25 protein-coding genes and 2 pseudogenes are annotated in these 24,930 nt (G+C 61.7%); 6 read left to right on the top strand and 21 right to left on the bottom strand.

Annotated elements, in window-relative coordinates; genetic code table 11:
• The first annotated feature begins 119 nt into the window (after positions 1–119).
• Both HX875_RS18760 and HX875_RS18755 read left to right on the top strand, forming a co-directional pair.
• Positions 120–2,657: a PAS domain-containing hybrid sensor histidine kinase/response regulator gene (locus tag HX875_RS18760; RefSeq protein ID WP_177044453.1), complete on the top strand. Its 2,538-nt coding sequence runs from the start codon at positions 120–122 to the stop codon at positions 2,655–2,657.
• A 27-nt stretch (positions 2,658–2,684) separates the two neighbouring features.
• A pseudogene (locus tag HX875_RS18755) lies at positions 2,685–2,975 on the top strand (peptidylprolyl isomerase); the annotation flags it as partial.
• A gap of 113 nt (positions 2,976–3,088) precedes the next feature.
• Here HX875_RS18755 and HX875_RS18750 read toward each other — a convergent pair.
• The 8 genes from HX875_RS18750 to HX875_RS18715 all read right to left on the bottom strand — a co-directional run bounded on the left by HX875_RS18750 (position 3,089) and on the right by HX875_RS18715 (position 9,719).
• Positions 3,089–3,997: a sugar kinase gene (locus HX875_RS18750; protein ID WP_177044443.1), complete on the bottom strand. Its 909-nt coding sequence runs from the start codon at positions 3,995–3,997 to the stop codon at positions 3,089–3,091.
• Between the two features lie 130 nt (positions 3,998–4,127).
• Entirely contained in the window at positions 4,128–5,336 is a 1,209-nt protein-coding gene (locus HX875_RS18745; RefSeq protein ID WP_177044442.1) for an amino acid deaminase, read from the bottom strand.
• Positions 5,337–5,345: 9 nt separating this feature from the next.
• Entirely contained in the window at positions 5,346–6,110 is a 765-nt protein-coding gene (locus tag HX875_RS18740; RefSeq protein ID WP_177044440.1) for an IclR family transcriptional regulator, read from the bottom strand.
• 177 nt (positions 6,111–6,287) lie between these two features.
• Entirely contained in the window at positions 6,288–6,677 is a 390-nt protein-coding gene (locus HX875_RS18735; protein WP_003208000.1) for a RidA family protein, read from the bottom strand.
• A gap of 24 nt (positions 6,678–6,701) precedes the next feature.
• Positions 6,702–7,487 carry an amino acid ABC transporter ATP-binding protein gene (locus tag HX875_RS18730; RefSeq protein ID WP_003207998.1) on the bottom strand — a complete coding sequence of 262 codons (786 nt, stop codon included), beginning with the start codon at positions 7,485–7,487 and terminating at the stop codon, positions 6,702–6,704.
• Positions 7,484–8,146, bottom strand: coding sequence for an amino acid ABC transporter permease (locus HX875_RS18725; RefSeq protein WP_003207996.1), 663 nt, complete (start codon positions 8,144–8,146; stop codon positions 7,484–7,486). Before HX875_RS18725 ends, HX875_RS18730 begins: the two co-directional genes overlap by 4 nt.
• A gap of 9 nt (positions 8,147–8,155) precedes the next feature.
• Positions 8,156–8,818 (bottom strand): amino acid ABC transporter permease, encoded by a 663-nt coding sequence (locus tag HX875_RS18720; protein ID WP_177044438.1) that lies wholly within the window; start codon positions 8,816–8,818, stop codon positions 8,156–8,158.
• Between the two features lie 52 nt (positions 8,819–8,870).
• A complete protein-coding gene (locus HX875_RS18715; protein ID WP_177044435.1) occupies positions 8,871–9,719 on the bottom strand; it encodes a transporter substrate-binding domain-containing protein in 849 nt (282 codons plus the stop codon).
• A 334-nt stretch (positions 9,720–10,053) separates the two neighbouring features.
• Between HX875_RS18715 and HX875_RS18710 the strand changes: the two genes are divergently transcribed.
• Together HX875_RS18710 and HX875_RS18705 are read left to right on the top strand one after the other, a co-directional pair.
• Positions 10,054–10,290, top strand: coding sequence for a hypothetical protein (locus tag HX875_RS18710; protein WP_177044433.1), 237 nt, complete (start codon positions 10,054–10,056; stop codon positions 10,288–10,290).
• Between the two features lie 146 nt (positions 10,291–10,436).
• Complete coding sequence (locus HX875_RS18705; protein WP_177044431.1) at positions 10,437–10,838, top strand: thioredoxin family protein; 402 nt, start codon at positions 10,437–10,439, stop codon at positions 10,836–10,838.
• Here the strand turns inward: HX875_RS18705 and HX875_RS18700 are convergent.
• The gene (locus HX875_RS18700; RefSeq protein ID WP_177044429.1) at positions 10,774–11,616 is read right to left on the bottom strand and encodes a PhzF family phenazine biosynthesis protein; all 843 of its coding nucleotides are present in this window, start codon (positions 11,614–11,616) and stop codon (positions 10,774–10,776) included. The two genes, HX875_RS18705 and HX875_RS18700, sit on opposite strands and share 65 nt — an antisense overlap.
• Positions 11,617–11,663: 47 nt before the next feature.
• Positions 11,664–13,217, bottom strand: a complete 1,554-nt coding sequence (locus tag HX875_RS18695) for a TerC family protein (RefSeq protein ID WP_177044427.1) — start codon at positions 13,215–13,217, stop codon at positions 11,664–11,666.
• A gap of 351 nt (positions 13,218–13,568) precedes the next feature.
• Here HX875_RS18695 and HX875_RS32785 point away from each other — a divergent pair.
• Positions 13,569–13,649 (top strand): annotated as a pseudogene (locus HX875_RS32785) (outer membrane lipoprotein carrier protein LolA); the annotation flags it as partial.
• Between the two features lie 35 nt (positions 13,650–13,684).
• Here the strand turns inward: HX875_RS32785 and HX875_RS18690 are convergent.
• The 4 genes from HX875_RS18690 to HX875_RS18675 form a co-directional block, all read right to left on the bottom strand.
• Complete coding sequence (locus HX875_RS18690) at positions 13,685–14,053, bottom strand: lysozyme inhibitor LprI family protein (protein WP_177044425.1); 369 nt, start codon at positions 14,051–14,053, stop codon at positions 13,685–13,687.
• A gap of 89 nt (positions 14,054–14,142) precedes the next feature.
• Positions 14,143–14,709, bottom strand: coding sequence for a hypothetical protein (locus HX875_RS18685; protein ID WP_177044424.1), 567 nt, complete (start codon positions 14,707–14,709; stop codon positions 14,143–14,145).
• Positions 14,710–14,751: 42 nt separating this feature from the next.
• Positions 14,752–15,942 (bottom strand): sugar transporter, encoded by a 1,191-nt coding sequence (locus HX875_RS18680; protein ID WP_177044421.1) that lies wholly within the window; start codon positions 15,940–15,942, stop codon positions 14,752–14,754.
• Between the two features lie 88 nt (positions 15,943–16,030).
• Positions 16,031–17,029 (bottom strand): bile acid:sodium symporter family protein, encoded by a 999-nt coding sequence (locus HX875_RS18675; RefSeq protein ID WP_177044419.1) that lies wholly within the window; start codon positions 17,027–17,029, stop codon positions 16,031–16,033.
• Positions 17,030–17,114: 85 nt separating this feature from the next.
• On the opposite strand from HX875_RS18675, the gene HX875_RS18670 reads away from it, so the two are divergent.
• Positions 17,115–17,903 (top strand): AraC family transcriptional regulator, encoded by a 789-nt coding sequence (locus HX875_RS18670; protein WP_177044417.1) that lies wholly within the window; start codon positions 17,115–17,117, stop codon positions 17,901–17,903.
• Positions 17,904–18,248: 345 nt separating this feature from the next.
• Here the strand turns inward: HX875_RS18670 and HX875_RS18665 are convergent, their stop codons facing one another.
• The 7 genes from HX875_RS18665 to HX875_RS18635 form a co-directional block, all read right to left on the bottom strand.
• Complete coding sequence (locus HX875_RS18665) at positions 18,249–19,484, bottom strand: Zn-dependent hydrolase (protein ID WP_177044415.1); 1,236 nt, start codon at positions 19,482–19,484, stop codon at positions 18,249–18,251.
• Complete coding sequence (locus HX875_RS18660) at positions 19,481–19,972, bottom strand: L-2-amino-thiazoline-4-carboxylic acid hydrolase (RefSeq protein ID WP_177044413.1); 492 nt, start codon at positions 19,970–19,972, stop codon at positions 19,481–19,483. Before HX875_RS18660 ends, HX875_RS18665 begins: the two co-directional genes overlap by 4 nt.
• A 114-nt stretch (positions 19,973–20,086) precedes the next feature.
• Complete coding sequence (locus HX875_RS18655) at positions 20,087–21,226, bottom strand: branched-chain amino acid ABC transporter substrate-binding protein (protein ID WP_177044411.1); 1,140 nt, start codon at positions 21,224–21,226, stop codon at positions 20,087–20,089.
• Between the two features lie 67 nt (positions 21,227–21,293).
• Positions 21,294–22,010: an ABC transporter ATP-binding protein gene (locus tag HX875_RS18650; protein WP_177044409.1), complete on the bottom strand. Its 717-nt coding sequence runs from the start codon at positions 22,008–22,010 to the stop codon at positions 21,294–21,296.
• Entirely contained in the window at positions 22,003–22,776 is a 774-nt protein-coding gene (locus HX875_RS18645; RefSeq protein WP_177044407.1) for an ABC transporter ATP-binding protein, read from the bottom strand. The genes HX875_RS18650 and HX875_RS18645 overlap by 8 nt, the downstream gene beginning before the upstream one ends.
• Positions 22,773–23,858 (bottom strand): ABC transporter permease subunit, encoded by a 1,086-nt coding sequence (locus HX875_RS18640; RefSeq protein WP_177044405.1) that lies wholly within the window; start codon positions 23,856–23,858, stop codon positions 22,773–22,775. Before HX875_RS18640 ends, HX875_RS18645 begins: the two co-directional genes overlap by 4 nt.
• Entirely contained in the window at positions 23,855–24,802 is a 948-nt protein-coding gene (locus tag HX875_RS18635) for a branched-chain amino acid ABC transporter permease (RefSeq protein ID WP_010173388.1), read from the bottom strand. The genes HX875_RS18640 and HX875_RS18635 overlap by 4 nt, the downstream gene beginning before the upstream one ends.
• Positions 24,803–24,930: the final 128 nt, after the last annotated feature.

The raw sequence follows: 24,930 nt of genomic DNA, 5'->3' as shown, positions 1-24,930 counted from the left end.
GGCACTCATTTGAAGACAAACCCCTCAAGCATGCTATTTTTCGGGGGTGGAAAGCCGTTCCCCACTCACGGGATAATCGGCTTTTGTCATTCTTCAAGCGTTACGCGCAGGGCATTTACATGAACGTATCACCCACCGGCAGCGAGGCCGCGGCACTGATTGCGCGGCTGGACTGGGCACGAAGCCCCCTCGGTGACGCCATTGATTGGCCGCAAAGCCTCCGCACAGCCGTCGACATCGTGATCCATTCACCCATGCCGATGCTGTTGCTGTGGGGCGCCGAACTCACCCAGATCTACAACGACGGCTTCGCGATGCTGGCCGGCAACAAGCACCCTGCCGCCTTCGGCCAGCCCGCCGACCTGATCTGGCCGGAACTCAAGCCATTCACCGACCCGATCTACAGCGCCGTCCTCACCGGCCAGGTGCGCACCTTCACCGAGCAGCGATTTGTCCTGCAGCGCAACCACCGCGACACCGAGATCTGGCTCGACCTGACCTACAGTCCCATCCGGGACGAACGTGGCGAGGTCGCCGGGATCCTGATCACCGCCATCGAAACCAACGAGCGCCGGCGCATCGCCCTGGAACTGCAGCAGCGCACCGAAAACAGCCTCAAGGCCCAGCGCAACACCGAGCAGCGCCTGCAACTGGCCCTGGCCGCCACCGACGCCGTGGGCACCTGGGACTGGGACATTGGCGAAGACCGGTTTATCGCCGACGCGCATTTTGCCCAGTTGCACGGCGTTGATCCCTGCGACGCCGGCCTGCTGCCCATCAGCGACTACCTGCAAGGCGTGCACCCCGAAGACCGGGGCATGGTGGCCCGCAGCATCAAGCACTGCATCACCCACGGCACCGAATACGCCGAGGAATACCGCCTGCTGCAAGCCGATGGCGAAGTGCGCTGGGTGTTTGCCCGGGGCCGCTGCTACAAGGACCACCATGGCCGCCCGGCGCGCTTTCTCGGCGCGGCCCTCGACCTGACCGAACGCAAGCACACCGAGCAGGCCCTGCGCCAAAGCCAGACCGAGCTGCAGTTGATCATCAACGCCATGCCGGTGCTGATCGGCTATGTCGACCATGAGCAGCGCTTTCGCCTGAACAACAGCGCCTACCTGGACTGGTACGGCATGACCCCGCAGGAGCTGTATGGCAAGTCCATCCGCGAGGTGCTGGGGGATGAAGTCTATGCCGGGCGCGTCGACAAAATCGAAGCCGCGCTCAAGGGCAAGGCCTGCAGCTTTGTCACCGTCACGCCGCACCATGACGGGCGGCCGCGCCACGCGCTGATGAAGTACCTGCCGCGGTTCAGCGCCGATGGTTCGGTCAACGGCTTCTACATTTTTGTGATCGACGAGACCGAGCGCAAGCTCACCGAAGAAGCGCTGCGTCACCTCAATGAGAACCTCGAAGAGCGCGTCAGCCAGCGCACCCAGGCCCTGGCCGAAGCCAACCAGCGCCTGCAAAACGAGATGTTCGAACGCGAGCGTGCCGAAGACGCCCTGCGCCATGCCCAGAAAATGGAAGCGGTCGGCCAGCTCACCGGCGGCATCGCCCATGACTTCAACAACATGCTCACCGGAATCATCGGCAGCCTGGACCTGATGCAACGCTACATCGCCGCCGGGCGCAGCGACGAGATCGGCCGCTTCACCGATGCCGCCGTGTCCTCGGCCCATCGCGCCGCCGCGCTGACCCATCGCCTGCTGGCCTTCTCCCGGCGCCAGTCGCTGGACCGCAAGCCGGTGGACCCGAATCAGTTGGTGGCGTCCCTGGAAGACCTGTTCCGCCGCACCAAGGGCGCGCACATCGAACTCAAGGTGAACCTGGGCGCCGACGTGTGGCCGGTGAACACCGACGCCAGCCAGCTGGAAAATGCCCTGCTCAACCTGGTGATCAACGCCCGGGATGCGATGCCCGATGGCGGGCAACTGTGCATCGAGACCGCCAACAGCTACCTCGACGGCACGGATATCACCACCCTGGAGCCAGTCAAGGCCGGCGACTACGTGATGCTCGGCGTAAGCGACAACGGCGCCGGCATGACCGCGAAGATCCTCGCCAAGGCCTTCGACCCGTTCTTCACCACCAAGCCCATCGGCCAGGGCACGGGCCTTGGGTTGTCGATGATCTACGGGTTTGCCCAGCAATCCGGTGGCCACGTCACCATTGAAAGTGAACCCGGCCAAGGCACTTGCGTACGGCTGTATTTGCCGCGCCTGCATGGCACGGCGCTGGAACGGAGCGTGCCCGCCAGCCAGGGCGAAGCCCCGGTGGCGCTGGCGGGAGAAGCGGTGGTGGTGGTCGAAGACGACCCGGCGGTGCGCATGCTGGTGGTGAATGTACTGGATGAACTGGGCTACACCGCGCACCAGGCCGCCGATGCACGGGCGGCGTTGCCGTTGCTGGAGTCTGATTTGCGGGTGGATTTGCTGGTGACCGATGTGGGCTTGCCGGGGATGAATGGCCGGCAGTTGGCGGAGATCGCCCGGCAACACCGGCCGGAACTCAAGGTGCTGTTCATGACCGGTTATGCGGAGAAAGCCGCCGAACGCCAAGGGTTCCTGGAGGCAGGCATGGACATGGTAGCCAAGCCGTTTTCGATAGACCTGCTGGCTAACAAAATCCGCAGCATGATCAGCTCAGAGGCCTGACTTCAGGCATAATCGCGCGCCGTTTCACATCAGGACCGATCAATGAAAGCCCAAGCCCGTCACATTCTGGTGAAAACCAGCGAGGAAGCCGAACAGCTCAAGCAGCGTATTGCCAAGGGCGAAGCGTTTGATGTGCTGGCCAAGAAGTACTCCACCTGCCCGTCTGCCAAGCGCGGCGGTGATTTGGGTGAAGTGCGGCCGGGGCAGATGGTGGGGGTGATTGATGCGGTGATCTTCAAGAAGCCGGTGAAGGTGGTTCATGGGCCGATCAAGAGCAAGTTCGGGTATCACCTGGTGCAGGTGTTTTACCGAGATTGATGAGCTTGTAGTGGCGAGGGAGCTTGCTCCCGCTGGGCTGCGTAGCGGCCCCAAAAAGCCGGGAGCGCTTCGCACTCCAGCGGGAGCAAGCTCCCTCACCACAATGGATGGCGTCAATCTCGGGGAATCAGTGCACCGGGTACTTGAATGACCCGGCTCGCCAGGCGATGCCCGGCCAGTGCGGCCTCTTGCGGGGAACCACCTTTGAGCCGACTGGCCAGGTACGCCGCGCTGAACGAATCCCCCGCCGCCGTAGTGTCGATCACCTTCTCCACCACCAGCGCCGGCACCTCGAATCGCTCACCTTCGCAGCGAATCAAACACGCATCCGCGCCACGCTTGAGCACCACTTCGGCAATCGTCGGGTATGCCGCAAACACCTGTTCGCTGTCCTCATAACCAAACAACGCGCGCTCGTCATCTTCGGTCAGCAAGGCGATATCCACCTCGGCCAATACCGTGTGATATGCCGCGCGCGCGGCTTCCAGACTGGCCCACAAGCGTGGTCGGTAGTTGTTGTCAAACACCACCTTGCCACCGCGCTTACGGGTTTCGATCAGGGTTTTCAGCAACCGCTCACGGCCCACCTCACCCAATACCGCCAGGGTGATGCCGCTGAAATACACCACGTCGTAGGTCGGCAGTGCTGCCAGGATCGGCTCGGCCGCCGGTGTGGTGAAGCAGTCGCGTACCGCCGCTTCGTTGCGCCAGTAGAGGAATTTGCGTTCGCCCCTGGCATCGGTCTGGATGCAGTACAAGCCCGGCAGACGTCCGGGCAGGCGCTGGACCATGCCCAGGCCCAGGCCTTCTTCAGCCCAGTGCTTGCACATGGCGTCGCTGAAGCTGTCATCGCCCAGGGCGGTGACGTAGTCGACGGTGCTGGGCTCGCCCAGTTCGCGGCGCAGGTAGACGGCGGCGTTCAGGGTGTCGCCGCCGAAGCTTTGTTGCAGGCTGCCATCGGCGCCGTGTTGGAGTTCGATCATGCATTCGCCGATGAGGGCGATGCGGGGTTTTGTGTTCATGGCTGGGGATTCTCGGGGGTGCTTGAGGGCCTCATCGCGGGCAAGCCCGGCTCCCACAGTTGACCGGGTTGTACCTGAAGGAACACGGTCAATGTGGGAGCTGGCTTGCCTGCGATGGGCGCGACTCGGTCTAGAAGCAGGTATGCAGGCTTTCGATCACTTGCAGTTGCTCATCCACCAAATTACCCACTTGCCACTTGTCGAACGTCAGGCACGGGTGGGAAGTACCAAAGGAGATGATGTCGCCGATACGTAACTCAACCCCCGGCGCCACCACCATGAACGCATGCTGGTCCATCACCGCGGTGACCTTGCACGCGCTCACGTCATCACCCACCGCCGGCAGCACGCCGGCCTTGTAGCGTTTGAGCGGCACCGGCAGGCCGGCGTCGTAGGCAACATCACGCTTGCCGAGGGCGATCACGGCAAAGCCCGGCTCCGGCAAGGATTGCACATGGGCCCAGACTTCCAGCGCCGGGCGCAGGCCTTCGTTGAGGTCGCTGCGACGGTCGAGTACGCAGCACTGCGCTTCTTTGTAGATGCCGTGGTCGTGGGCCACGTAGCTGCCCGGGCGCAATACGCTGAGGAAGCGGCCGGCGGCATTCTGGGCTTCGAAGGATTCGGCGATCAGGTCGTACCAGGCCGAGCCCGAGGCGGTGATGATGGGTTTGCCGAGGTCGAAGGCGCCGCTGTTTTGCAGGTCGACGGCCAGGCGCACCAGGGACGCGGCGAAGTCGCGGATGCCGCTGATGGCGTGTTCGCCGTGGATCACCCCTTCGTAGCCTTCAATGCCGGTGAGGGCCAGCGCAGGCTGGGCCTTGATCGCCTTGGCCAGGTCGAGCACCTGCTGTTCAGTGCGGCAACCGCAACGCCCGCCGACCACACCGTATTCGATCATCACGTTCAAGCGCAGGCCGCGGGCGGCGAAGAATGCACCCAGGTCGGCGACGTTGTCCGGGTGGTCGACCATGCAGTGGAAGTCGAATTCCGGGTCGGCCAGCAGGTCGGCGATCAACGCCATGTTCGGCGCGCCCACCAGCTGGTTGGCCATCAACACCCGGCGAACACCACCGGCGTACGCAGCGCGGGTCTGCACGGCGTTGGCCAGGGTGATGCCCCAGGCGCCCTGCTCGATCTGCCGCTGGAACAGCGCCGGCATCATGCTGGTCTTGCCGTGGGGCGCCAGTTGCGCGCCGCTGTTGCTGACGAAATCCTGCATCCAGCGGATGTTGTGCTCCAGGGCATCGCGGTGCAGCACCAGGGCCGGCAGGCTGACATCACGGACCAGATGTGCACCGACTTCGGCGGCGCCTTTTTCAACGGCATTGAAGGCAGACATAAGGGTTTCCTATTCGTTGATGCGACGGGCCAGGTTGTTCGCGCTGTCGATCAGCACCCGGCGATAGTCGTTGTAGTGTGTGATGGCATCGGCCCGTGGGGCGACGATGCACAGGGTCGCAATGCTGATGCCTTGGGCGTCCCGCACCGGGGCGGCAAAGCAATGGGTAAAGGTGTCGGCGACGCTGTCGAAGGAGAAAAATCCGTCGAGGGTGGCCTGGCGGATTTGCCCGAGGAAGGTTTCCAGGGGCAGGCGCTGACCGTCCGGGAGGATGAAGTCGTCGTAGTCGATCAGGTCGATGATTTGCTGGTCGCTCAGGTGGCCCAGCAGCAGGCGGCCGGAGGCGGTCCAGGGGATTGGGGCGTTTTCGCCGATGTCTGAGGAGATGCGGAAATGCCGCTCGCCTTCGCGCATCAGGGCCACGGTGTATTTGCGCCCATTGAGCAGGCACATCTGGGCGGTTTCGTGGGTCTGGCTGACGATTTCCTGCAGGGCGTGGTCGGCTTCGCGGGTCAGGTCGAAGTGACGCAGGTGGGCCTGGCCGAGGAAGTACAGTTGGCGGCCGAGGTAGACGTGACCGTCCTTGCCGACGGTTTCGAGGATGCGCCGTTCCAGCAGCGAGGCCACCAGTTCGTAGACCGTGGACTTGGGGCTGCCGATGCCGCTGGCGATATCATTCGGGCGCAGGGGCTGGCCGATTTCCTTGAGGAAATCGAGGATATCGAACGCCCGGTCGAGGCCTTTGGCGCGGCGTTTGATGGTGTCTTCGGTCATGGCAGTTTCGGGTCCCGTCAAAGGCTTAAAATCGCAGCAGATAAGTTCTCTGTGGCGAGGGAGCTTGCTCCCGCTGGGCTGCGTAGCGGCCCCAAAAAACGGGAGCGCTTCGCACTCCAGCGGGAGCAAGCTCCCTCGCCACAACGAGTTTCATCACTGCAAGTTGCGGTCGGGCATTTAGCCCTTTTTCTTGTAGGCCACGCAATCAATCTCAACCTTGCAATCGACCATCATGTTCGCCTGCACACAGGCCCGCGCCGGGGCGTGTTCCGGGTTGAAGTATTCGCCGAATACCTTGTTGAAGCTCCAGAAATCCCGTGGGTCTTCCAGCCATACGCCAACGCGCACCACGTCTTCAAGGGCATAGCCGGCTTCTTCGAGAATCGCTACCACGTTGCGCATGGTCTGGTGCGTCTGCTCGACGATCCCGCCGGTGATGATTTCACCGTCCACCGCCGGCACCTGGCCCGACACGTACAACCAGCCATCCGCTTCCACCGCGCGGGCGAAAGGACGAGGCTGGCCGCCGCCTGCAGTGGCGCCGGTGCCGTAACGAGTAATGCTCATAATGGATCTCCTGAAACGAGTGAATTAAAAACGAATGTTCTTGAGAAATTCCGCCAGTCGCGGCGATTGCGGGCGCTCGAAAATGTCTTTCGGCGGCCCCTGTTCTTCAATGCGGCCCTGGTTCATGAAGACGATCTTGTCCGAGACTTCATAGGCAAAACGCATTTCGTGGGTGACCAGCAGCATGGTCATGCCCTCTTCCGCCAAACCCTTGATCACGCTGAGCACTTCGCCCACCAATTCCGGGTCGAGGGCCGAGGTGACTTCGTCGAACAGCATCAGGCTGGGGTTCATCGCAATCGCCCGGGCAATCGCCACGCGCTGTTGCTGCCCGCCCGACAACTGGCCCGGGAAGTGATTGCGGCGCTCCAGCAGGCCGACACGGTCCAGCCATTTTTCCGCCAGCGCCACCGCCTCGTCCTTGCCCATTTTCTTGACCTTGAGCAGGCCCAGGGTGACGTTCTGCAACGCGGTGAGGTGCGGGAACAAGTTGAATTGCTGGAACGCCATGCCGGTCATCGCACGGTGCTGGGAAATCACGCGCTCAGGGTGGCGCACGCGCTTGCCGCCGACTTCGCTGTAGCCGATGGACTCACCGTCGAGGGTGATCTGGCCCCCCTGGAACTCTTCCAGCAGGTTGACGCAACGCAGCAGTGTGGTCTTGCCCGAGCCGCTGGAGCCGATCAACGTCACGACGTTGCCGCGCTGCATGCTCAGGTCGACGCCCTTGAGCACTTCCACCGGGCCGTACTGTTTACGCAGGCCGCGAATGTTCAGCAGTGGCTGGCTTTCTTTTGAGAGTTGGTTCATGGCAAAGCCACCCGCTTTTCAATGTAACGCCCCAACAATTCGATGGCGTAGTTGATGACAAAAAACATAAAGCCTGCGAACAGGTAGAACTCCAGGGTCATGAACGTCCGGGCGATGACCTGTTGGGTGCTGAGGAGCAATTCGGCCACGCCGATCACCGACAGCAAGGTGGATGCCTTGACGATTTCCGTGGACGAGTTGACCCAGGTCGGCAGGATCTGCCGCAGCGCCTGGGGCAACAGCACGTAGCCCAGGGACTGGTAGAACGTCAGGCCGATGGCCTTGCCGGCTTCCAGTTGCCCTTTGGGAATGGCTTGCAGCGCACCGCGCACGATCTCGGACACGTGGGAGCCGCAAAACAGTGTCAAGCCCACGGCACCGGCCTGGAACGCGGTGATCTGCCAGCCAAGCGCCGGCAGCATGTAGAAGCAGGCCAACACCAGCACAAACACCGGCGTACCGCGGATCAGGTCGACGTACAGGCGAAACGGTGCCCGCATCCAGAATTTGCCGTAGGTCAGGACCAACCCGGCAACGATGCCGATCAGGGTGCCGAAGATAATCGCCAGGGCCGAGCAGTAGACGCTGGTCTGGAACCCCGCCCAGAGGGTTTCCCGGGCGATCCACAACTCATGCAGCCAGCTGGGGGATTCGTACATGGGCGCTCCTTAGCGGCGAATCGCCAAACGCTGTTCCAGGTAACGGAGCAGCATGGCAATGAGGTAACAGGCAGCCACGTAGAGCGCGGTCGTGACCATCCAGGTTTCAATCACCCGGTAGCTTTCGACGTTGATCTTGCGGGCGTAATAGGTCAGCTCCGGCACCGCGATGGCGGCCGCCAGGGAGGTGTCCTTGAACAGCGAGATGAAGTTGTTCGACAGCGCCGGCAGGACGTTGCGCAGCATCACCGGCACGGTGATGTACGCGCGGATGCGCCATTCGCCAAGACCAATGGCCAGGCCCGCTTCACGCAACCCCTTGGGAATGTTCAAGAGGCCTGCGCGGAATACTTCGGTCAGGTAGGCACCGGCGTACAGCGACAGGGTGATGATGAACGAGGGGATCTTGTCCAGCCGGATACCGAGGCTGGGCAAGGCGAAGTAGATCAACAGGATCAGTACCAGGATCGGGGTGTTGCGGATCACCGTCACATACACCGAGGCCAGGATGCGCAGCGCACGGTGTTTGGACAGCATGGCAAACGCCATCAACAGGCCGATCACGCAGCCGATGGCGATGGACAGCAGTGCCAGTTCAAGGCCGAGGCCGAGCCCCGCCAGCAAGCTGGGGAAGTCGCGCCACACAGCGGCAAAGTTCAACTGATAGTTCATGGTCGGCAGTACCTGATTGGGGCGCCGTACGCGACGCCCCAGGGTTTACGAATTACTTGAACTCAACCGGGAAACCGATCGCCGGCTCTGGCAGATCCACACCGAACCATTGCTTGAACGAGGCCTTGTACATCGGGAATTCCACGCCGGTCATGGCTTCATGCAGCGCGGTGTTGACGAAGTTCAGCCAGTCCTGGTCGCCACGCTTGACGGCGCACGCGTAGGTCTGCGGGCTCCAGGCGTAGCTCGGGCTGCGGTAGCGGCCCGGGTTTTGCACCATCAGGTACTTGACCGAGGACTGGTCGGTGGCGGCGGTGTCGGCACGGCCGGAGTTCACGGCCTGGTACATCAGGTCGACGCTGTCGTACTGGTCGACCTTGGCTTTAGGCAGTGCCTGGTGCACCAGTTCTTCGGCGTAGACGTTTTGCAGCACGGCCACGGTGACGCCGTCGCCGGCCGCCTGCAGGTCTTCGATTTCCTTGTACTTGCTGTTGGCCGGCAGCAGCAGGCCCACGCCTTCGCGGTAGTACGGCAGGGTGAAGGCCACTTGCTGCGCACGGCTGGCGGTGACGGTGATGAACTGGCAGCTCATGTCGACCTTGTCGGTCAACAGGTTGGGAATCCGCGCATCGGAGGACTGCACCACGTATTCGACTTTGCTCGGGTCGTTGAACAGACCCTTGGCCACGATGTGGCCGATGTCGATATCAAAACCCTGCAACTTGCCATCCGCTCCCTGGAAGTGCCACGGCGCATTGGTACTGCCTGTACCCACGATCAGGTGCCCACGCTTGAGCACCGTATCGAGCTTGCTGTCCGCCGCGTGCACTACGCTTGCGAGGGAAGCCGATGCGGCGAAGAGAAAAACACACGCTTTGAACACGGAAGGTCGGTGATGCATGACAAGCACTCCAGGGATTGTGTATTCCGCTATACCGGAACTTAGTATGTAACAACGGAATAGACAGCAGAAAGTGTGCCACACGCGGTAACAGAAAAATATTGCGGGATTAATTTCTTTTTAAATCAACGGGATAAATTTTTGTTGCCGGGAAGGCGGCTGGCCAGTCGTTGCAATCAGATTGCTACCGTTGGCCACACACCGGGGTGACAGGCCACATTTGGGTGCGGGGGCGGGTCGTTACCGTGCACCTCTGCGGTGCAGTGGCAGAATGGAAAAATCCCGTGGCTGGACTAGCCTTTGCAGGAGATCGACCCCCAAGGAATGCGCTCAGATGAAGATCAGCCTTGTTTTTATGTTGCTGTCGCTGGTGTGTGCCACCCAGGTGTTCGCCAAGGATGACCGTCGTGAATGCAAGGCCGAGCTGGTCAAGCTGAAGGCGGCGTTCAGTACGAACTACACCACGCAGAATCATCATGGTTATCGTCGGGCCAAGGATGCCAAGGATCAGGGCGATTATAAGCAGTGTGTGGGGTTGGCGAAGAAGGCTCGGGAACGGGCGGAGCGTTGAAGCTATTGGGACTGCTGCGCAGTCCAGCGGGAGCAAGCTCCCTCGCCACGAAAAGCAACTTGCTGGGGGACCTGTTAGTTTTGACAGTAGACCGTTTTGATCGGCTGGCTTAGCGTGTGCTATGCCCTTTTGCCAAGGAGATCATCATGGGAATTGCGACGGCGGTGATTGCCAATGCCGAGGAATACCAGCAGGTGCTGAAGGCGCACAAAACGGTATTCATGCTTTTTGTCTCACGGCATTGTTCGGCATGCCGCGAGGCGCCCGTGATCTTTAATCGTATTGCCAGCCACTATGCCGGCACCGTAACCAGCCTGGTCCTCGACACCGCCCACACCCCTCGCCACCCAGAGGTGATCAGCACGCCTACCCTGCTGGCGTTCCAGGACGGCAAGCTGGTTGAGAAACTGCACGGCATTGGCTCCTGGCGTGGACGGGAGCCCATCGTCGAGGAGCTATTCAGCCGCTACAGCCAGCCAGCAATCAATCCTCCAACATCAACCGCGCCGTCCCCGACACCCGAATCGAGGCGCCCTTCTCATCGCTGATCTGCGCCTGCAAGCGTGAACGGCTGCCCATGTCCTCGCCCTGGATGATGTCGATGCAGCCGTTGTGCGGCCAGCCCAGGTCCCGCAGGTAGCCGGCAAATGCGGCAGTCGCGGCGCCGGTGGCCGGGTCTTCGTACACGCCGCCCACCGCAAACGGGTTGCGGGTGTGGAACAGCGTCGGGCTTTCGGCAAACACCAGCACCACGGTACCCAGGCGAGCGTCGGTCATGTAGCGGCGACCGGCTTCCAGTTCATAGTGCATCTGGCTCAGCTTGGCGCGGCTGTCGAGGGCCAGCACCAGGTGGTCGATACCGCCATGGATGATCGCCGGCGGGATACTCGGGTCCAGGTCGTTACGGGTGTAACCGAACAACGTCAGGCCCGCGTCCACCAGCGCATCGTCTGCCGGTGCACTGCGGGTGGGCGGGGATTGCAGGGCGGCCTCGATCAGCTCGCCTTCGCTGCGGCCACTGACGGAAATATCGCCATTGTTCAACGTCAGGTGGAATTCACCGTCGCCCAGCGCCAGGCTCAAAGCGGCGCCCAGGGCGATGGTGGCGTGGCCGCAAAAGGCGACTTCGGCATCTGGCGCGAAGTAGCGCACACGCCAGCCATCGTCCTGCGGGCAGGCGAATACGGTTTCCGAAAACCCGACTTCGTGGGCAATGCGTTGCATCTCTGCGGCTTCCGGCAAGTTGTCGCCGATCCATACGCCTGCCGGATTACCGCCCTGGTTACCGTCACAAAATGCAGAAATCTTAAGCACGTCCAAAGTCATTCGGGTAACCCTTCCTTAACGGTTCAGTGAGCGGCGATGCTATCCAGCTACAGAGGCGCCAGCAACACCTGCGTGACCCGCCGCTCCTCAACCGCAGCCACGGTCAGGCGCCAGCCTTCATGTTCCAGGCTATCGCCCACCACCGGCAGGCGATCCAGCAGGCTCATCACCAGCCCGGCGAGCGTCTGGTAATCCTCCGTCGCCACCGCCTTGAAACCGGTACGCTGACGGATCAGGTTGAGGTTCAAGGCACCGTTGACCCGGAAACCGCCCGCTTCCTCGACGATATCCGGCCCTTCGACTTCACTCGCATCCGGCAACTCACCGGCGATGGACTCCAGGATGTCAGTCATGCTCAACACCCCGATAAAGTCGCCAAATTCGTTGATCACGAAGGCAATGTGAGTGGACTCCTGGCGCATCTGCTCCAGGGCGTTGAGGATCGAAAAACTCTCCAGCAGGTTGATCGCCCGGCGCGCCAGGTGCTCCAGGTTCGGCTCGTTGCCGGCCAGGTATTCCTTGAGCAACTCCTTCTTGTGCACGAAACCCAATGGCTCGTCGACAGCACCGTTGCGGATCAAGGGCAGCCGCGAGTAAGACGAATGCATCAGTTTCAGGCGGATAGTGTCGGGATCGTCCGACAGATCTATATAGTCCACCTTGGCCCGGGGCGTCATCAGTGTGCGGATCGGGCGTTCAGCCAGTTGCAGCACCCCACTGATCATCACCCGCTCACGCCGGTCAAACAGCGGCCCGCCGTTGGCATCGGGGTTGTCCAGCAGGTCGGCCACCTCTTCGCCCACCTCCTCCACCGCCAGGTTGCGACCGCCGAGCAAACGCATCACGGCATGGGCCGTACGCTCACGCATCGGCCGCGTGCCTTGCGCCGACTTCTTGCGGCGCGCCCGGGCGATCTGGTTGAACACCTCGATCAGAATCGAGAAACCAATGGCCGCGTACAGGTAGCCTTTAGGGATATGGAAACCCAGGCCTTCAGCGGTCAGGGCAAAACCGATCATCATCAGGAAGCCCAGGCACAGCATGATCACTGTCGGGTGCGCGTTGACGAAACGGGTCAGCGGCTTGCTGGCAATGATCATCAGGCCGATGGAAATGATCACCGCGATCATCATCACCGCCAGCTCATCCACCATGCCCACGGCGGTGATCACCGCGTCGAGGGAGAACACCGCATCCAGCACCACAATCTGCGCAACGATCGGCCAGAACATCGCATAAGCCACGTTGCCGGTACGTTGGGCGACATGCCCTTCAAGGCGCTCATGCAACTCCATGGTGGCCTTGAACAACAGGAACACACCACCAAACAGCATGATCAGGTCACGGCCCGAGAAGCTCTTGTCGAACACCTCGAACAGCGGCTGGGTCAGCGTCACCAACCACGAAATACTCGCCAGCAAGCCCAGGCGCATCAGCAAGGCCAGGGACAAACCAATCAGGCGCGCCCGGTCACGCTGCTCCGGCGGCAACTTGTCCGCCAGGATCGCAATAAACACCAGGTTGTCGATGCCGAGCACCAGCTCCAGCACAATCAAAGTCAACAGGCCGAGCCAGGCCGTTGGATCCGCTAACCATTCCATTTTTCAGTATCTCTTCAAGTTTTTCAGAATGCCGGGCACGGCAACGCACGGTCGGGGGACCGGGTAAGGGTAGGCAATCGGAATACGGGGTGCTTGGCCTGAAGGCAGGCGATCAACGGGAACGGCGGCAGCGAATGTCTTGGGGAAAGACGACTGGGAGGCTCCGAGAGGGTGTTCATGTAGGTCCTGTTGTAGAAAAAGGACTTGAATCGTACAGGCGAAACGGTAATTTCCTACAATGCAAAACTATTACAAAATCTGTAATAGATGACATGTCGACATGGATTGAAGGGCACCGCTGCCGGATCCAGCCTGGCGACACCTGCTTCTGTAGGAGCGAGCTTGCTCGCGATGGACGTCAACGATAACTCGGGAAGCCTGACACCCAACGGTGCTCTCAGGTTCTTCGCGAGCAAGCTCGCTCCTACAGTAAGCCGTCGTAGTAAGCCGCCGCAGTAAACGGCCGTTCAGAACGGCCCCTTCGTCATCACCCGCTCATCAATAAAGCTACGCAACATCGCAATACGCTGCGTATACGCTTTGCTCAGACAACTCACTTGCGCCCCGCACGTATGCCGTTGCTTGAGCCACACAGCCTGATCATCCATCAACGAACCGCGCCCGCCCATGGCCATAAAGTGTCGGTTCAGGTCATAAAGCAGCGCCATGGTCACGTCCTGATCATTAAGCGAACGCGTGGCACAAATGGTTTTCTCGTCAGCCGCCTTCGCCCGGTCACAGTCAAAACTGGCCGCCAGGCTTACAGGGCTTACCCACAACACGGAAAACCCCGCGAGCACCGCAAATACCGCCGGTTTAATCAAACGAACCACCATGAAAATATCCTCCTGTAGGAGCAAGCTTGCTCGCGATGGACGTCAACGATAACGCGGGAAACCTGACACCCAATCCTACAGAGAGCTAATCAGTGGACTGAGTTTTTAAACTTCGCAAACGCATCCAGATAAGCGGCCTTCAACCCCATGCTGACTGCATCAAGCGTGGCTGAATTGAAAGCCACCTTATCCCGCTGAAGCACCTTCTGGCCTGCGCCTTTTATCTTGATACGTGAATGCCCGGCATATTTGACACCGCCGATATAGACCGAAAGTTCTACATCAGCCGCATAGTATTCGGGATCACTCCAGGTTTTTACGAAGACCCGATCAATCTCGACCCGGGCTTTAATGGACGATGTCGAATCAGACCCTATCGCCTGCCTGGTAAAGCCAACCCAATCATCAACAGGGACATTGGCCATCCCCTCGTAAAGGCTGACCATTTCGTGGTTCGCGGCATGCCATACAATCTTGCTGCGCTCGGTACAAGGCCCACAACGTTCGTAACCCGACACCCCGACAATATCCGACTGAACAGCACTATTCTTAATGCTGGCCAACTCCGCATCAGAAGTATACGAAGCGAAATGCAGCTGATTGGTAACACAACCACCCAGCATCAATAAAACAGCGAACAGCAACCCTGCTTTCATACTAAATCCCTGGAAAAATACACTGCATCAAGAATACCGCGCCTAAAGAGGGCTACGCGCCACACCCTGCCCAAACCGATAAATCGCCAGGCAATACCCGATCAACGCCACCGCCGCCAACAACCCGCCCGCCGCACCAATCCAGGCAAACCCAAAGTGGCTGCCCACCCAACTGCCCATCAACGCCCCACCGCCAATCCCAATGTTGTAGATCCCGGAAAACATCGCCATGGCCACGTCGGTAGCATCCGGCGCCAGCACCAGTACCTTGGATTGCAACGCCAGGCCAAAACCCATGATCGCCATGCCCCAGAACACACTCAGGGTCACCAGGTACGAGACCTCGCCACTCAACGGCAGCAACAACGCCAGGCACAGCGCCAGGATAGTCACCGCAGTGATCAGGAAACGATGGGGGTTAAAGCGGTGCACCAGACTGAACAGCAGCGAACCAATGATCCCCGCACCACCGAACACCAACAGGATCAGGGTCACGGTATTGCCACTCATACCCGCGACGCCTTCAACAAACGGCTCAACGTAGCTATAGGCGGTGAACTGCGCCGTCACCACCATCGCCGTCAGCACGTACAACGCCACCAGCGCCGGGCGCTTGAACAGCAGCGGCAGGCTGCGCAACGAGCCGGAGTTCTGGCTCGGCAACAGCGGCAAGGTGCGCGCCAGCCAGAACACCAGCCCGGCCGCAAACGCGCCAATCACCAGAAACGTGGTGCGCCAGCCCATGGCTTCGCCCAGCAGGCGGCCCAGCGGAATACCCAACACCATCGCCAGGGACGTGCCGGTGGCCAGCAACCCGAGGGCCTGCACCTGCTTGCCCTCCGGCGCCAGGCGCACCGCGAGGGAGGCGGTGATCGACCAGAACAACGCATGGGACAACGCAATGCCCACCCGGCTGAGCATCAAAATGCCAAAACTGGTGGCCACACTGGACAGGATATGGCTGGCGATAAACATGCCGAACAGCACGATCAACAGCTTGCGCCGCTCGACGTTACGGGTCAGCAGCATCACCGGCAGCGAGGTCAGGGACACGATCCACGCATAGATGGTCAGCATCAGGCCGACGCTGGCGATGGGCATGTCGAAGCTCGCGCCGATGGCACTCAGCAGGCCGACCGGCACAAATTCGGTGGTATTGAAAACAAAAGCGGCCAACGCGAGGGCGAAGACCGGTTGCCAGTTGGCTTGAGGTGTTGCGGCGGAAATGCTCATTTACAGGTCGTCGTACTCATGTGCACGCAGATCAAGCCGGCCCGATGCCGGCCCTTGAGCTGCGCGCAAAAAATAGTAACACGACGGTTCAGGGATCGACTTGCCCCATCAACTCCGGAATCGATTCCGGACGCTTGGCATAACGCTGGGCCAAGGCCGCACACACCATCAGCTGGATCTGGTGAAACAGCATCAGCGGCAGGATCAACACGCCCATGCTCGCCCCGGCAAACAACACCTGGGCCATGGGTACACCAGTGGCCAGGCTCTTTTTGGAGCCACAGAACAGAATGGTAATGCGGTCTTCCTGGCTGAACCCAAACACCTTGCCCAGCACCGTGGAGGCCACCAGCACCAGCGCCAGCAGCACACAGCACGCCACCACCAGGCCGCCCAGCTCCCACAACGGAATCTGGTGCCAGATGCCTTCATTGACCGCTTCGCTGAACGCACCGTAGACCACCAACAGGATCGAACCCTGGTCGACGAATTTCAGCCAGGATTTGTTGCGCCCTACCCACTCGCCGATCCAGCGGCGAGCGATTTGCCCGGCGATGAACGGTAGCAGCAGTTGCACGCTGATCTTCAGGATCGCATCAACAGTGGAGCCGCCGTCGCCATGCACGTTAAGCAGCAAGGTCACCAGCAACGGCGTGAGGAAGATCCCGAACAGGCTGGAAGCCGCCGCACTGCAGATCGCCGCCGGGATATTGCCCCGGGCCAGCGAAGTAAAGGCAATCGCCGACTGCACGGTGGCGGGCAACGCACACAAATAGAGCATGCCCATGTACAGGTCTTTGCCGATCAGCGGCGACAGCACCGGCTTGAGCGCCAGGCCCAGCAGCGGGAACAACACAAAGGTCAGGCTGAACACCAGCAGGTGCAAGCGCCAGTGGCCGGCACCGGCGACGATGGCCTGGCGCGACAGCTTGGCGCCGTGCAGGAAAAACAGCAGCGCGATGGCCAGGTTGGTCACCCAGCCGAAGGCCACGGCGGTCTGGCCGCTGGCGGGCAGCAGGGACGCGAGGATCACCGTGGCCACCAGGGTCAGGGTGAAGTTGTCAGGTAAAAAGCGTGGGCGGGTCATAGGCCAATCTTCCAGGGGTTGCCAAGAGCATCGTCGCGACTCTAACGTAACGGCTTGTTACCGACTAACGCCAATGAGCCAGTAAATGCCGCCTAAAGGACATGACAAAACCGTACGCCGCAGCGTGCCCGGGCTTTCCAGCCTGCCGAGGCCGGTGTACGGGCGCACCGAGTCCCTGCCCAACCGCGCACTCACGCGGCGCCATAGTCACCCGTGGGTGCAGTTGTCCTATGCGATTTCCGGGGTATTGGAGATCCAGACCAGCGCCGGCCGCTTCGTCGCGCCCCCCCAGCGAGCCGTATGGATCCCCGCCGGCATGCCGCACCGGGTGTTCAGCTCGCCCCATACGGAGATGCGCAGCTTGTACCTCGATTGCAGCGTCACCGGCTGGGCGGCCGACCGCTGCCAGGTGCTGGCGGTCAACAGCCTGTTGCGGGAGTTGATCCGCAGCTTCAGTGAGTTGCCGGTGGAATATGCCGAGGACGGCCCGGACGGGCGGCTGGCCCAAGTGGTGCTGGACCAACTGGCCGCGGCGCCCAAGGTCGACCTGATGCTGCCGCTGCCCGCCGACAGCCGCTTGCGCCAGATTTACCGCAGCCTGAACCTGCACCCCGAGCAGCCAACCACCCTGCGGCAGTGGAGCGAGAAACTGGCAGTGAGCGAAAAAACCCTCAGCCGGCTATTCCTGAGCGAAACCGGCCTGACCTTCCGCGCCTGGCGCCAGCGCCTGCGACTGCTGAGTGCCCTGCCCGCGCTGGAACAAGGCGAGCGGGTGACCGACGTGGCATTGGCCTGCGGCTACGAATCCACCTCAGCCTTCATCAACGCCTTCCGCCAGCAATTCGACGCCACACCCGGCGAATTCTTCCGCTGACCACCAGACAACAAAGACCCAAAATGAGAACCGGGTCCCCTGTGAGAACCGGGTCCCCTGTGAGAACCTGATCCCCTGTGAGAACCTGATCCCCTGTGAGAACCTGACCCCCTGTAAGAACCTGGCCCCCTGTGAGAACCTGGCCCCCTGTAAGAACCTGGCCCCCTGTGAGAACCTGGTCCCCTGTGAGGACTTGGTCCCCTGTGGGAGCTGTCGAGCTTTAGCGAGGCTGCGATGAGGCCCTGTCAGGCAATAGAGATGTCGACAGTCGGTCCGCCATCGCAGCCTCGCTAAAGCTCGACAGCTCCCACAGGGAATACAGTTGAACCGTTGAATCGCGCTCGCTCACTCCCCCGCCTTGGCCAACACCGCCTGCAACAACACATCCGCCCCCGCCGTCGACCATTGCGGATAAATCTCCTCCGCCTCGTTATGGCTCAGCCCATCCACACACGGCACAAAAATCATCGCCGTCGGCGCCACCCGGTTCAGGTAGCAGGCGTCATGCCCGGCCCCGGAAATCATGTCGCGATGGCTATACCCCAGCACTTGCGCCGAAGCCCGCACCACGTCCACGCACCCGCTGTCGAAGGCAATCGGCGCGTACTGGAAAATCTGCTTCACGCTGTACTGCAAGCCAATCCCCTCGGCAATCCGCGCCACCGCCGCGTACAGCTGCTGGTCCTGATACCCCAGCACCGCTTCATCCGGGTGCCGGAACTCAACACTGAAAAACACCCGCCCCGGCACCACGTTGCGTGAATTGGGGAAGATATTCGCCATGCCCACCGTCGCCCGCCCTTCGGCGCCCTGCTCCAGGCCAATCTGGTTGACCGCCTCCACCACCCGGGCAAACCCGAGCAACGCATCCAGGCGATGATCCATCGGCGTGGTACCGGCATGGGCACTGCGCCCGCTCAGTTCCACTTCATACCAGCGCTGGCCCTGGGCACCGGTGACCACGCCGATGGTCAGGTCCTGGGCCTCAAGAATCGGCCCCTGCTCGATATGCAGCTCAAACGCGGCATGCACCGCCTGACCACCCACCGGGTGCGTGCCGGCATAACCAATCTGCTGCAACGCCCGGCCGATGGTGACGCCGGCCTTGTCCTCCCGGGACAGGCCATATTCCAGGTCAAACACCCCGGCATACACCCCCGAAGAAATCATCGCCGGGGCGAACCGCGAGCCTTCTTCATTGGTCCAGTTCACCACTTCTATAGGCCGCTCGGTCTCGATCCCCAGGTCATTCAAGGTGCGCAGCACTTCCAGCCCGGCCAGCACCCCATAGATGCCATCGTACTTGCCGCCCGCCGGCTGGGAGTCGCCATGGGAACCGGTCAACACCGGCGCCAGGTGATCCTGCCGCCCGGCGCGACGGGCAAAGATATTGCCCATGGCATCCACCCGGATGCTGCAACCCGCCGCCTCGCACCATTGCACAAACAGGTCACGACCCCGGCGGTCCTCATCGGTGAGGGCCAGGCGCGAAACCCCGCCCTTTTCCGTGCCGCCGATCTGCGCCATTTCCATCAGCGAGTCCCACAGGCGCTCGCCATTGACCCGTGCCAAGTCGCTCATGAACGCGGCTCCTGAGGCTTGGCCCGGTAGCGAAAGTCACAGTGATGGGCGCCGCCCATGATGGTCTGGGTGCGCGTCAGCTTGATGTCCGGGTTGTAGCCGACGATAAACAACTCGTCGCGATTGCAGGACAGCAGGTGCCCGATCTCGCCCAGGCCCATCTCGTGGTACATCTCGGCGTAGCGGCAGCGCTTCACGTCATAGTCATAGTGCTCGGCGTCGCTGGCGATGATCTCGACCTTCAGCGCATCGTCCTTTTCCCAGAGCACTTGCAGCTCGACGAAACTCTCGAGGTCGGCGCCCTGCTCTTCCAGTTCGGCAAAGTGTTTGCCGGCCTGGATCGCCGCGTTGCCCACCGCTTCGCCGATCACCGCCGCCGCAAACTCCTTGCCCTGCTCGCGCACCAAGATCTCGTAGATCGGCTTGATGATTTCGGCTTCGATCCGCCGCCGGGCCAGGATGCCCAGTTCACCTTCCAGCTTGCTCATTGTGTGCCTCCGTAAAACCTGTAGGAGCGAGCTTGCTCGCGAAGATATTTCAGGCGCATCGCTGCGTTGACTGAACGTTTTTCGCGAGCAAGCTCGCTCCTACAAGGGTGGTTGTTACTTGCCGCCTGCCACGCTGACGGGCTGCCACTGATTACCCTTGACCTGATACACGGTGAACGACGGTTTCTTCAGATTGCCCTCGGCATCGAACGCGATAGTCCCGGTCACGCCCTGGTAGCTGATGGCGCGCAGCACCGGCAGGTACTTTTGCGGGTCCACCGAATCGGCCTTTTCAATCGCCGCCACCAACACCCCGACGCCGTCATAGGCAAACGGCGCATGCAGTTCGATCGGCGCCTTGTAGCGATCCTTGTAAGCCTGTTCAAACGCCTTGCCGCCTGGCATCTGCGAAACCGCCAAACCCGGTTCCAGGGCAATCACGCCCTCGCCTTCGTTCTGCGCCAGTTGCAGGAACGTCTGGCTGACAAACCCGCCAGCGCCCATCAACGGTGCCTTGATGCCCAACTGCTTGATGCGACGGGCCAACGGTGCGGCCTGGGAATCAACGCCGCCGAAGAAAATCAGGTCCGGGTTCTGGCTGCGGATATTGGTCAACACCGCGCTGAAGTCGATGGTCTTGTCGTCGACGTATTCACGGGACACCACCTTGGCGCCGCCGGCCTCGATGGATTTGACGAACTGGTCCGCCAGGCCCTGGCCGAACGCGGTACGGTCGTCGATCACCGCAATGCGTCGCGCCTTGAGGGTGTTCAAAGCATAGTCGCCGGCCACCTGGCCGCCATCATCGTCATGGCCCATGATCCGGAAGCTGGTGTCGAAGCCCTGCTGGGTATAGGCATGCCCGGTGGCCACCGGTGCGACCTGGGCGATGCCCGCATCGTGGTAAACCCGCGCCGCCGGAATGCTGGTGCCGGTGTTCCAGTGGCCAACCACGCCCACCACGCCTTCGTCCACCAGGCGCTGGGCCACGGTGACGGCGGTGCGCGGGTCGGACTGGTCATCCTCGGACAACAGCTTGAATGTCACCGCCTCGCCGTTGATTTTCGGGTGCCTGGCGTTGGCCGCATCGATGGCCAGTTGCGCGCCGTTTTCCAGGTCCTTGCCGATCCGTGCCGACGGGCCGGTCAAGGGTCCGGCCAGGCCGATCAGTACGGTCTGGTCGGCCTGGGCCACGGCGCTCGCCAGGCTGCTCAAGGCCAGGCCGATCAATAAGGTGTGCTTGAAAGTCTTCATCAGTGGTTCCTGTTTCTTTACGGGCTGGTCGGAACACGCCGGGCGTCCGGTAGCGTCAGGGGTTAATTCATTCGCCGAGGTAGGCACTGCGCACCTCGGGGTGGTCAAGCAATTCATGGGACGGGCCGCTGAGGCTGATGCGCCCGGTGTCCATCACATAGGCGCGGTCGGTGACCTGCAGTGCCAGCCGGGCGTTCTGCTCCACCAGCAGCAGGGTCATGCCCTGGCGGCACACGTCGTCGATCACCTGGAAGATCTTCTCCACCATGATCGGCGCCAGGCCCATGGACGGTTCGTCCAGCACCAGCAAGCGCGGTTTGGACAGCAGCGCCCGGGCCAGGGCGAGCATTTGTTGCTCGCCGCCGGACAGCAGGCCGGCGGACTGGTGCAGGCGTTCTTCCAGACGCGGGAAGTGTTCGAACAACTGGCGGATCTCGCGGTTGACCTGTTCGGTGTCGCGGCGCAGGAAGGCACCGGCCTGGAGGTTTTCCAGCACGCTCATGCGCGCAAAGATGCCGCGCCCTTCCGGCACCATCGCGATGCCCTGGCGCAGCAATTGGTCCGGCGCCTGGCCGAGGATCGAACGCCCGGCAAACTGGATCTGCCCCGCCGTTGCCGGCAACAATCCGGTCAGGGCCTTGAGGCTGGAGGTCTTGCCGGCACCGTTGGCGCCGATCAGGGTCACGCGCTCGCCTTCGCCGATGTGCAAATCCAGGGACTTGACCGCTTCAATGGCGCCGTAGCGCACCTGCAAGCCGGAGACTTTCAATAGCGGGTCAGACATGCGCGCTGGCTCCCAGATAGGCCTGGATCACGGCCGGGTCGCGGCGCACCTCGGCGGGCGCACCCACGGCAATCACCTGGCCGTAATCCAGCACGCTGATGCGGTCGCAAACGCCCATCACCAGCTTTACGTCGTGCTCGATCAGCAGCAGCGTGTGGCCGTCGTCGCGGATCTTTTCCAGCAGGCCGCGCAGTTGCACTTTCTCGCTGGCATTCATCCCGGCTGCAGGCTCGTCGAGGGCCAGCAGCCGTGGTTCGGTGGCCAATGCCCGGGCGATTTCCAGGCGACGTTGATGGCCGTAGGACAGGCTGTCGGCGCGGTAATTGGCGAACCCCGCCAGCCCCACATACGCCAACAGGCGATGGGCATGGGCGCGGGTTTGCGCTTCTTCTTCCCGGGCCCGGCGATGGCGGCTCAAGGCGGCCCATAAGCCATTGCGGGTGCGCACATGGCGGCCGACCATGACGTTTTCCAGGGCGCTCATGGCGTTGAACAGGCGGATGTTCTGGAAGGTCCGGGCAATGCCGGCCTGGGCCACCTGATGCACGCTGGCCGGTTTGTAGTCCTGGCCGTCGAGCTGGAAGCGCCCGGAATCCGGGGTGTACAGGCCGGTCATCACGTTGAAGAAGGTGGTTTTGCCGGCGCCATTGGGGCCGATCAATCCATAGATCTCTCCGGGCTGGATACTCAGGCTCACGTCGGTGAGCGCCGCCACGCCGCCGAAATGCTTGTTCACCTGGTCGATCTGCAACAACGGCTGATTCATCGCGCCACTCCTTTTGGCCACAGGCCTGCCGGGCGATAGAGCATCGCCAGGATCAGCGCCAACCCGTAGAACAACTGACGGATGATTTCCGGGTCCACCAGCACCTGGCCGAACAGCGCCTGCTGCAACGGCCCCATGCTTGCGCGCAGCGCTTCGGGCAATGCCGCCAGCAATACGCAGCCAAGAATCACCCCCGGGATGTGCCCCATGCCGCCGAGCACCACCATCGCCAGCACCGCAATGGACTCGTTGAGGGTGAAGGATTCCGGCGAGACAAAGCCCTGGAACGAAGCAAATAACGCCCCACTCACCCCGCCAAACCCGGCGCCGATGGCGAACGCCAACAGCTTCAAACGCAGCGTGTTGACGCCCATGGCCTGGGCCGCTTCTTCGTCCTCGCGGATCGCCACCCAGGCCCGGCCGATGCGCGAACGCTCAAGGCGAATGCAGGCAAACAGGATCAGCACCACCAGCGCAGCGAACAGGTAGTAATACAGATAGACCGAAGGCAGGCGCAGGCCGAACAGCTCCTGGGTGCGCCCGAGGTTGATCCCCAGCAGGTTCACCGGGTCGACCTGGGCAATGCCTTTGGGACCGTTGGTGATGTTCACCGGGCGGTCGAGGTTGCGCAGCAGGATGCGGATGATTTCACCAAAGCCCAGGGTGACGATGGCCAGGTAATCGCCGCGCAGGCGCAAGGTGGGGGCCCCCAGCAATACGCCGAAACCCGCCGCCAGCAATGCTGCCAATGGCAGGATCAGCCAGATCGAGGTGTGCATGCCCGCCGGCAACAACGCCATCAGCGCCGGGAATTGCTGCAGCAGGTGCGGCGACGACAGCAAGGCCGCGAGGTAGGCGCCCACCGCGTAGAACGCGATAAAGCCCATGTCCAGCAACCCGGCGTAGCCCACGACGATGTTCAGGCCCAGGGCCAACATGATGTACAGCAAGGCGAAATCGAGGGTACGCACCCAGGTGTTGCCACCGGCATGCCCGACAATCCACGGCGCCAGCACCAGCGCCACGGCAAACAGCACAAAGCCGAGGCTGGCGCGCTGGCTGGCAGTATTCAGGACACTCATGCGCGGGTCGCCAGTCGTTCGCCCAACAGCCCCGAAGGACGAAACACCAGCACCGCGATCAACACGATAAAGGCAAACACATCCTGGTAATTGCTGCCGAACACACCGTTAGTGGCGGCGCCCAGATAGCCAGTGCCCAAGGCCTCGATCAAACCCAGCAGCAGGCCGCCGAGCATCGCGCCCTTGAGGTTGCCGATGCCGCCCAGCACCGCTGCGGTAAAGGCTTTGATGCCCGGCAGGAAGCCCATGTAGAAATGCGCGCTGCCGTAGTTGCTCGCCATCATGATCCCGGCCAGCGCCGCCAGGGCGCCGCCGATGGCGAAGGTCAGCACGATGATGCGGTTCGGGTTGATGCCCATCAGGCTCGCTACCTGCGGGTTCTCGGCCACGGCGCGCATGGCCCGGCCAAAGCGGGTGCGTTCCACCAGCACCAGCAACGCGACCATCACTGACAGCGCGACGGCAATGGTGGTCAGGGCCGTGGCATTGGTGATCGCCGGATGCGCCGAAGCGCCGGCAAGCACTTCAATCGGTTCCAGCGGCAGCAGTTGCGGGAACATCTGCGGGTTGCGCGTCCACACCAGCATTGCGATGGTTTGCAGCAACAACGACACCCCGATGCCGCTGATCAACGGCGCCAGGCGCGGCGCGTTGCGCAGGCGTCGATAGGCGACGCGCTCAATCAGCACCGCAAGTACCGCGCAGAACGCCATGGCGATCACGGTGGCCACCAGCAGCACCAGCACCGGCGGCATCGCCGGCCATGTCGCCTGCAACAGGCGAATCACCGAGAGGCCCACCAGAGCGCCAATCATCAACACATCGCCATGGGCAAAGTTGATGATCCGCAAAATGCCGTAGACCATGGTGTAACCCAAGGCCACTAGCGCGTAGAGACTGCCCGTCATCAAACCATTGAGCAGTTGCTGGATAAACGCATCCATGGAAACCATCGACCTCACTACTGACGAGGGCGGCACACTAAGCATCTATTCTGTTTTTATCAAATATCAGAAATTCATATGGTTATGCCAAACGAATAAAGCGCTATAAACGCCATTAATACGGCATT

The organism is Pseudomonas yamanorum (genome assembly GCF_013386765.1).
In the GTDB taxonomy this organism is placed as follows: Bacteria; Pseudomonadota; Gammaproteobacteria; order Pseudomonadales; family Pseudomonadaceae; genus Aquipseudomonas; species Aquipseudomonas yamanorum_A.
Note: the sequence above shows the minus strand (reverse complement) of the source record. Positions and strands in the feature narration are given on the sequence as shown.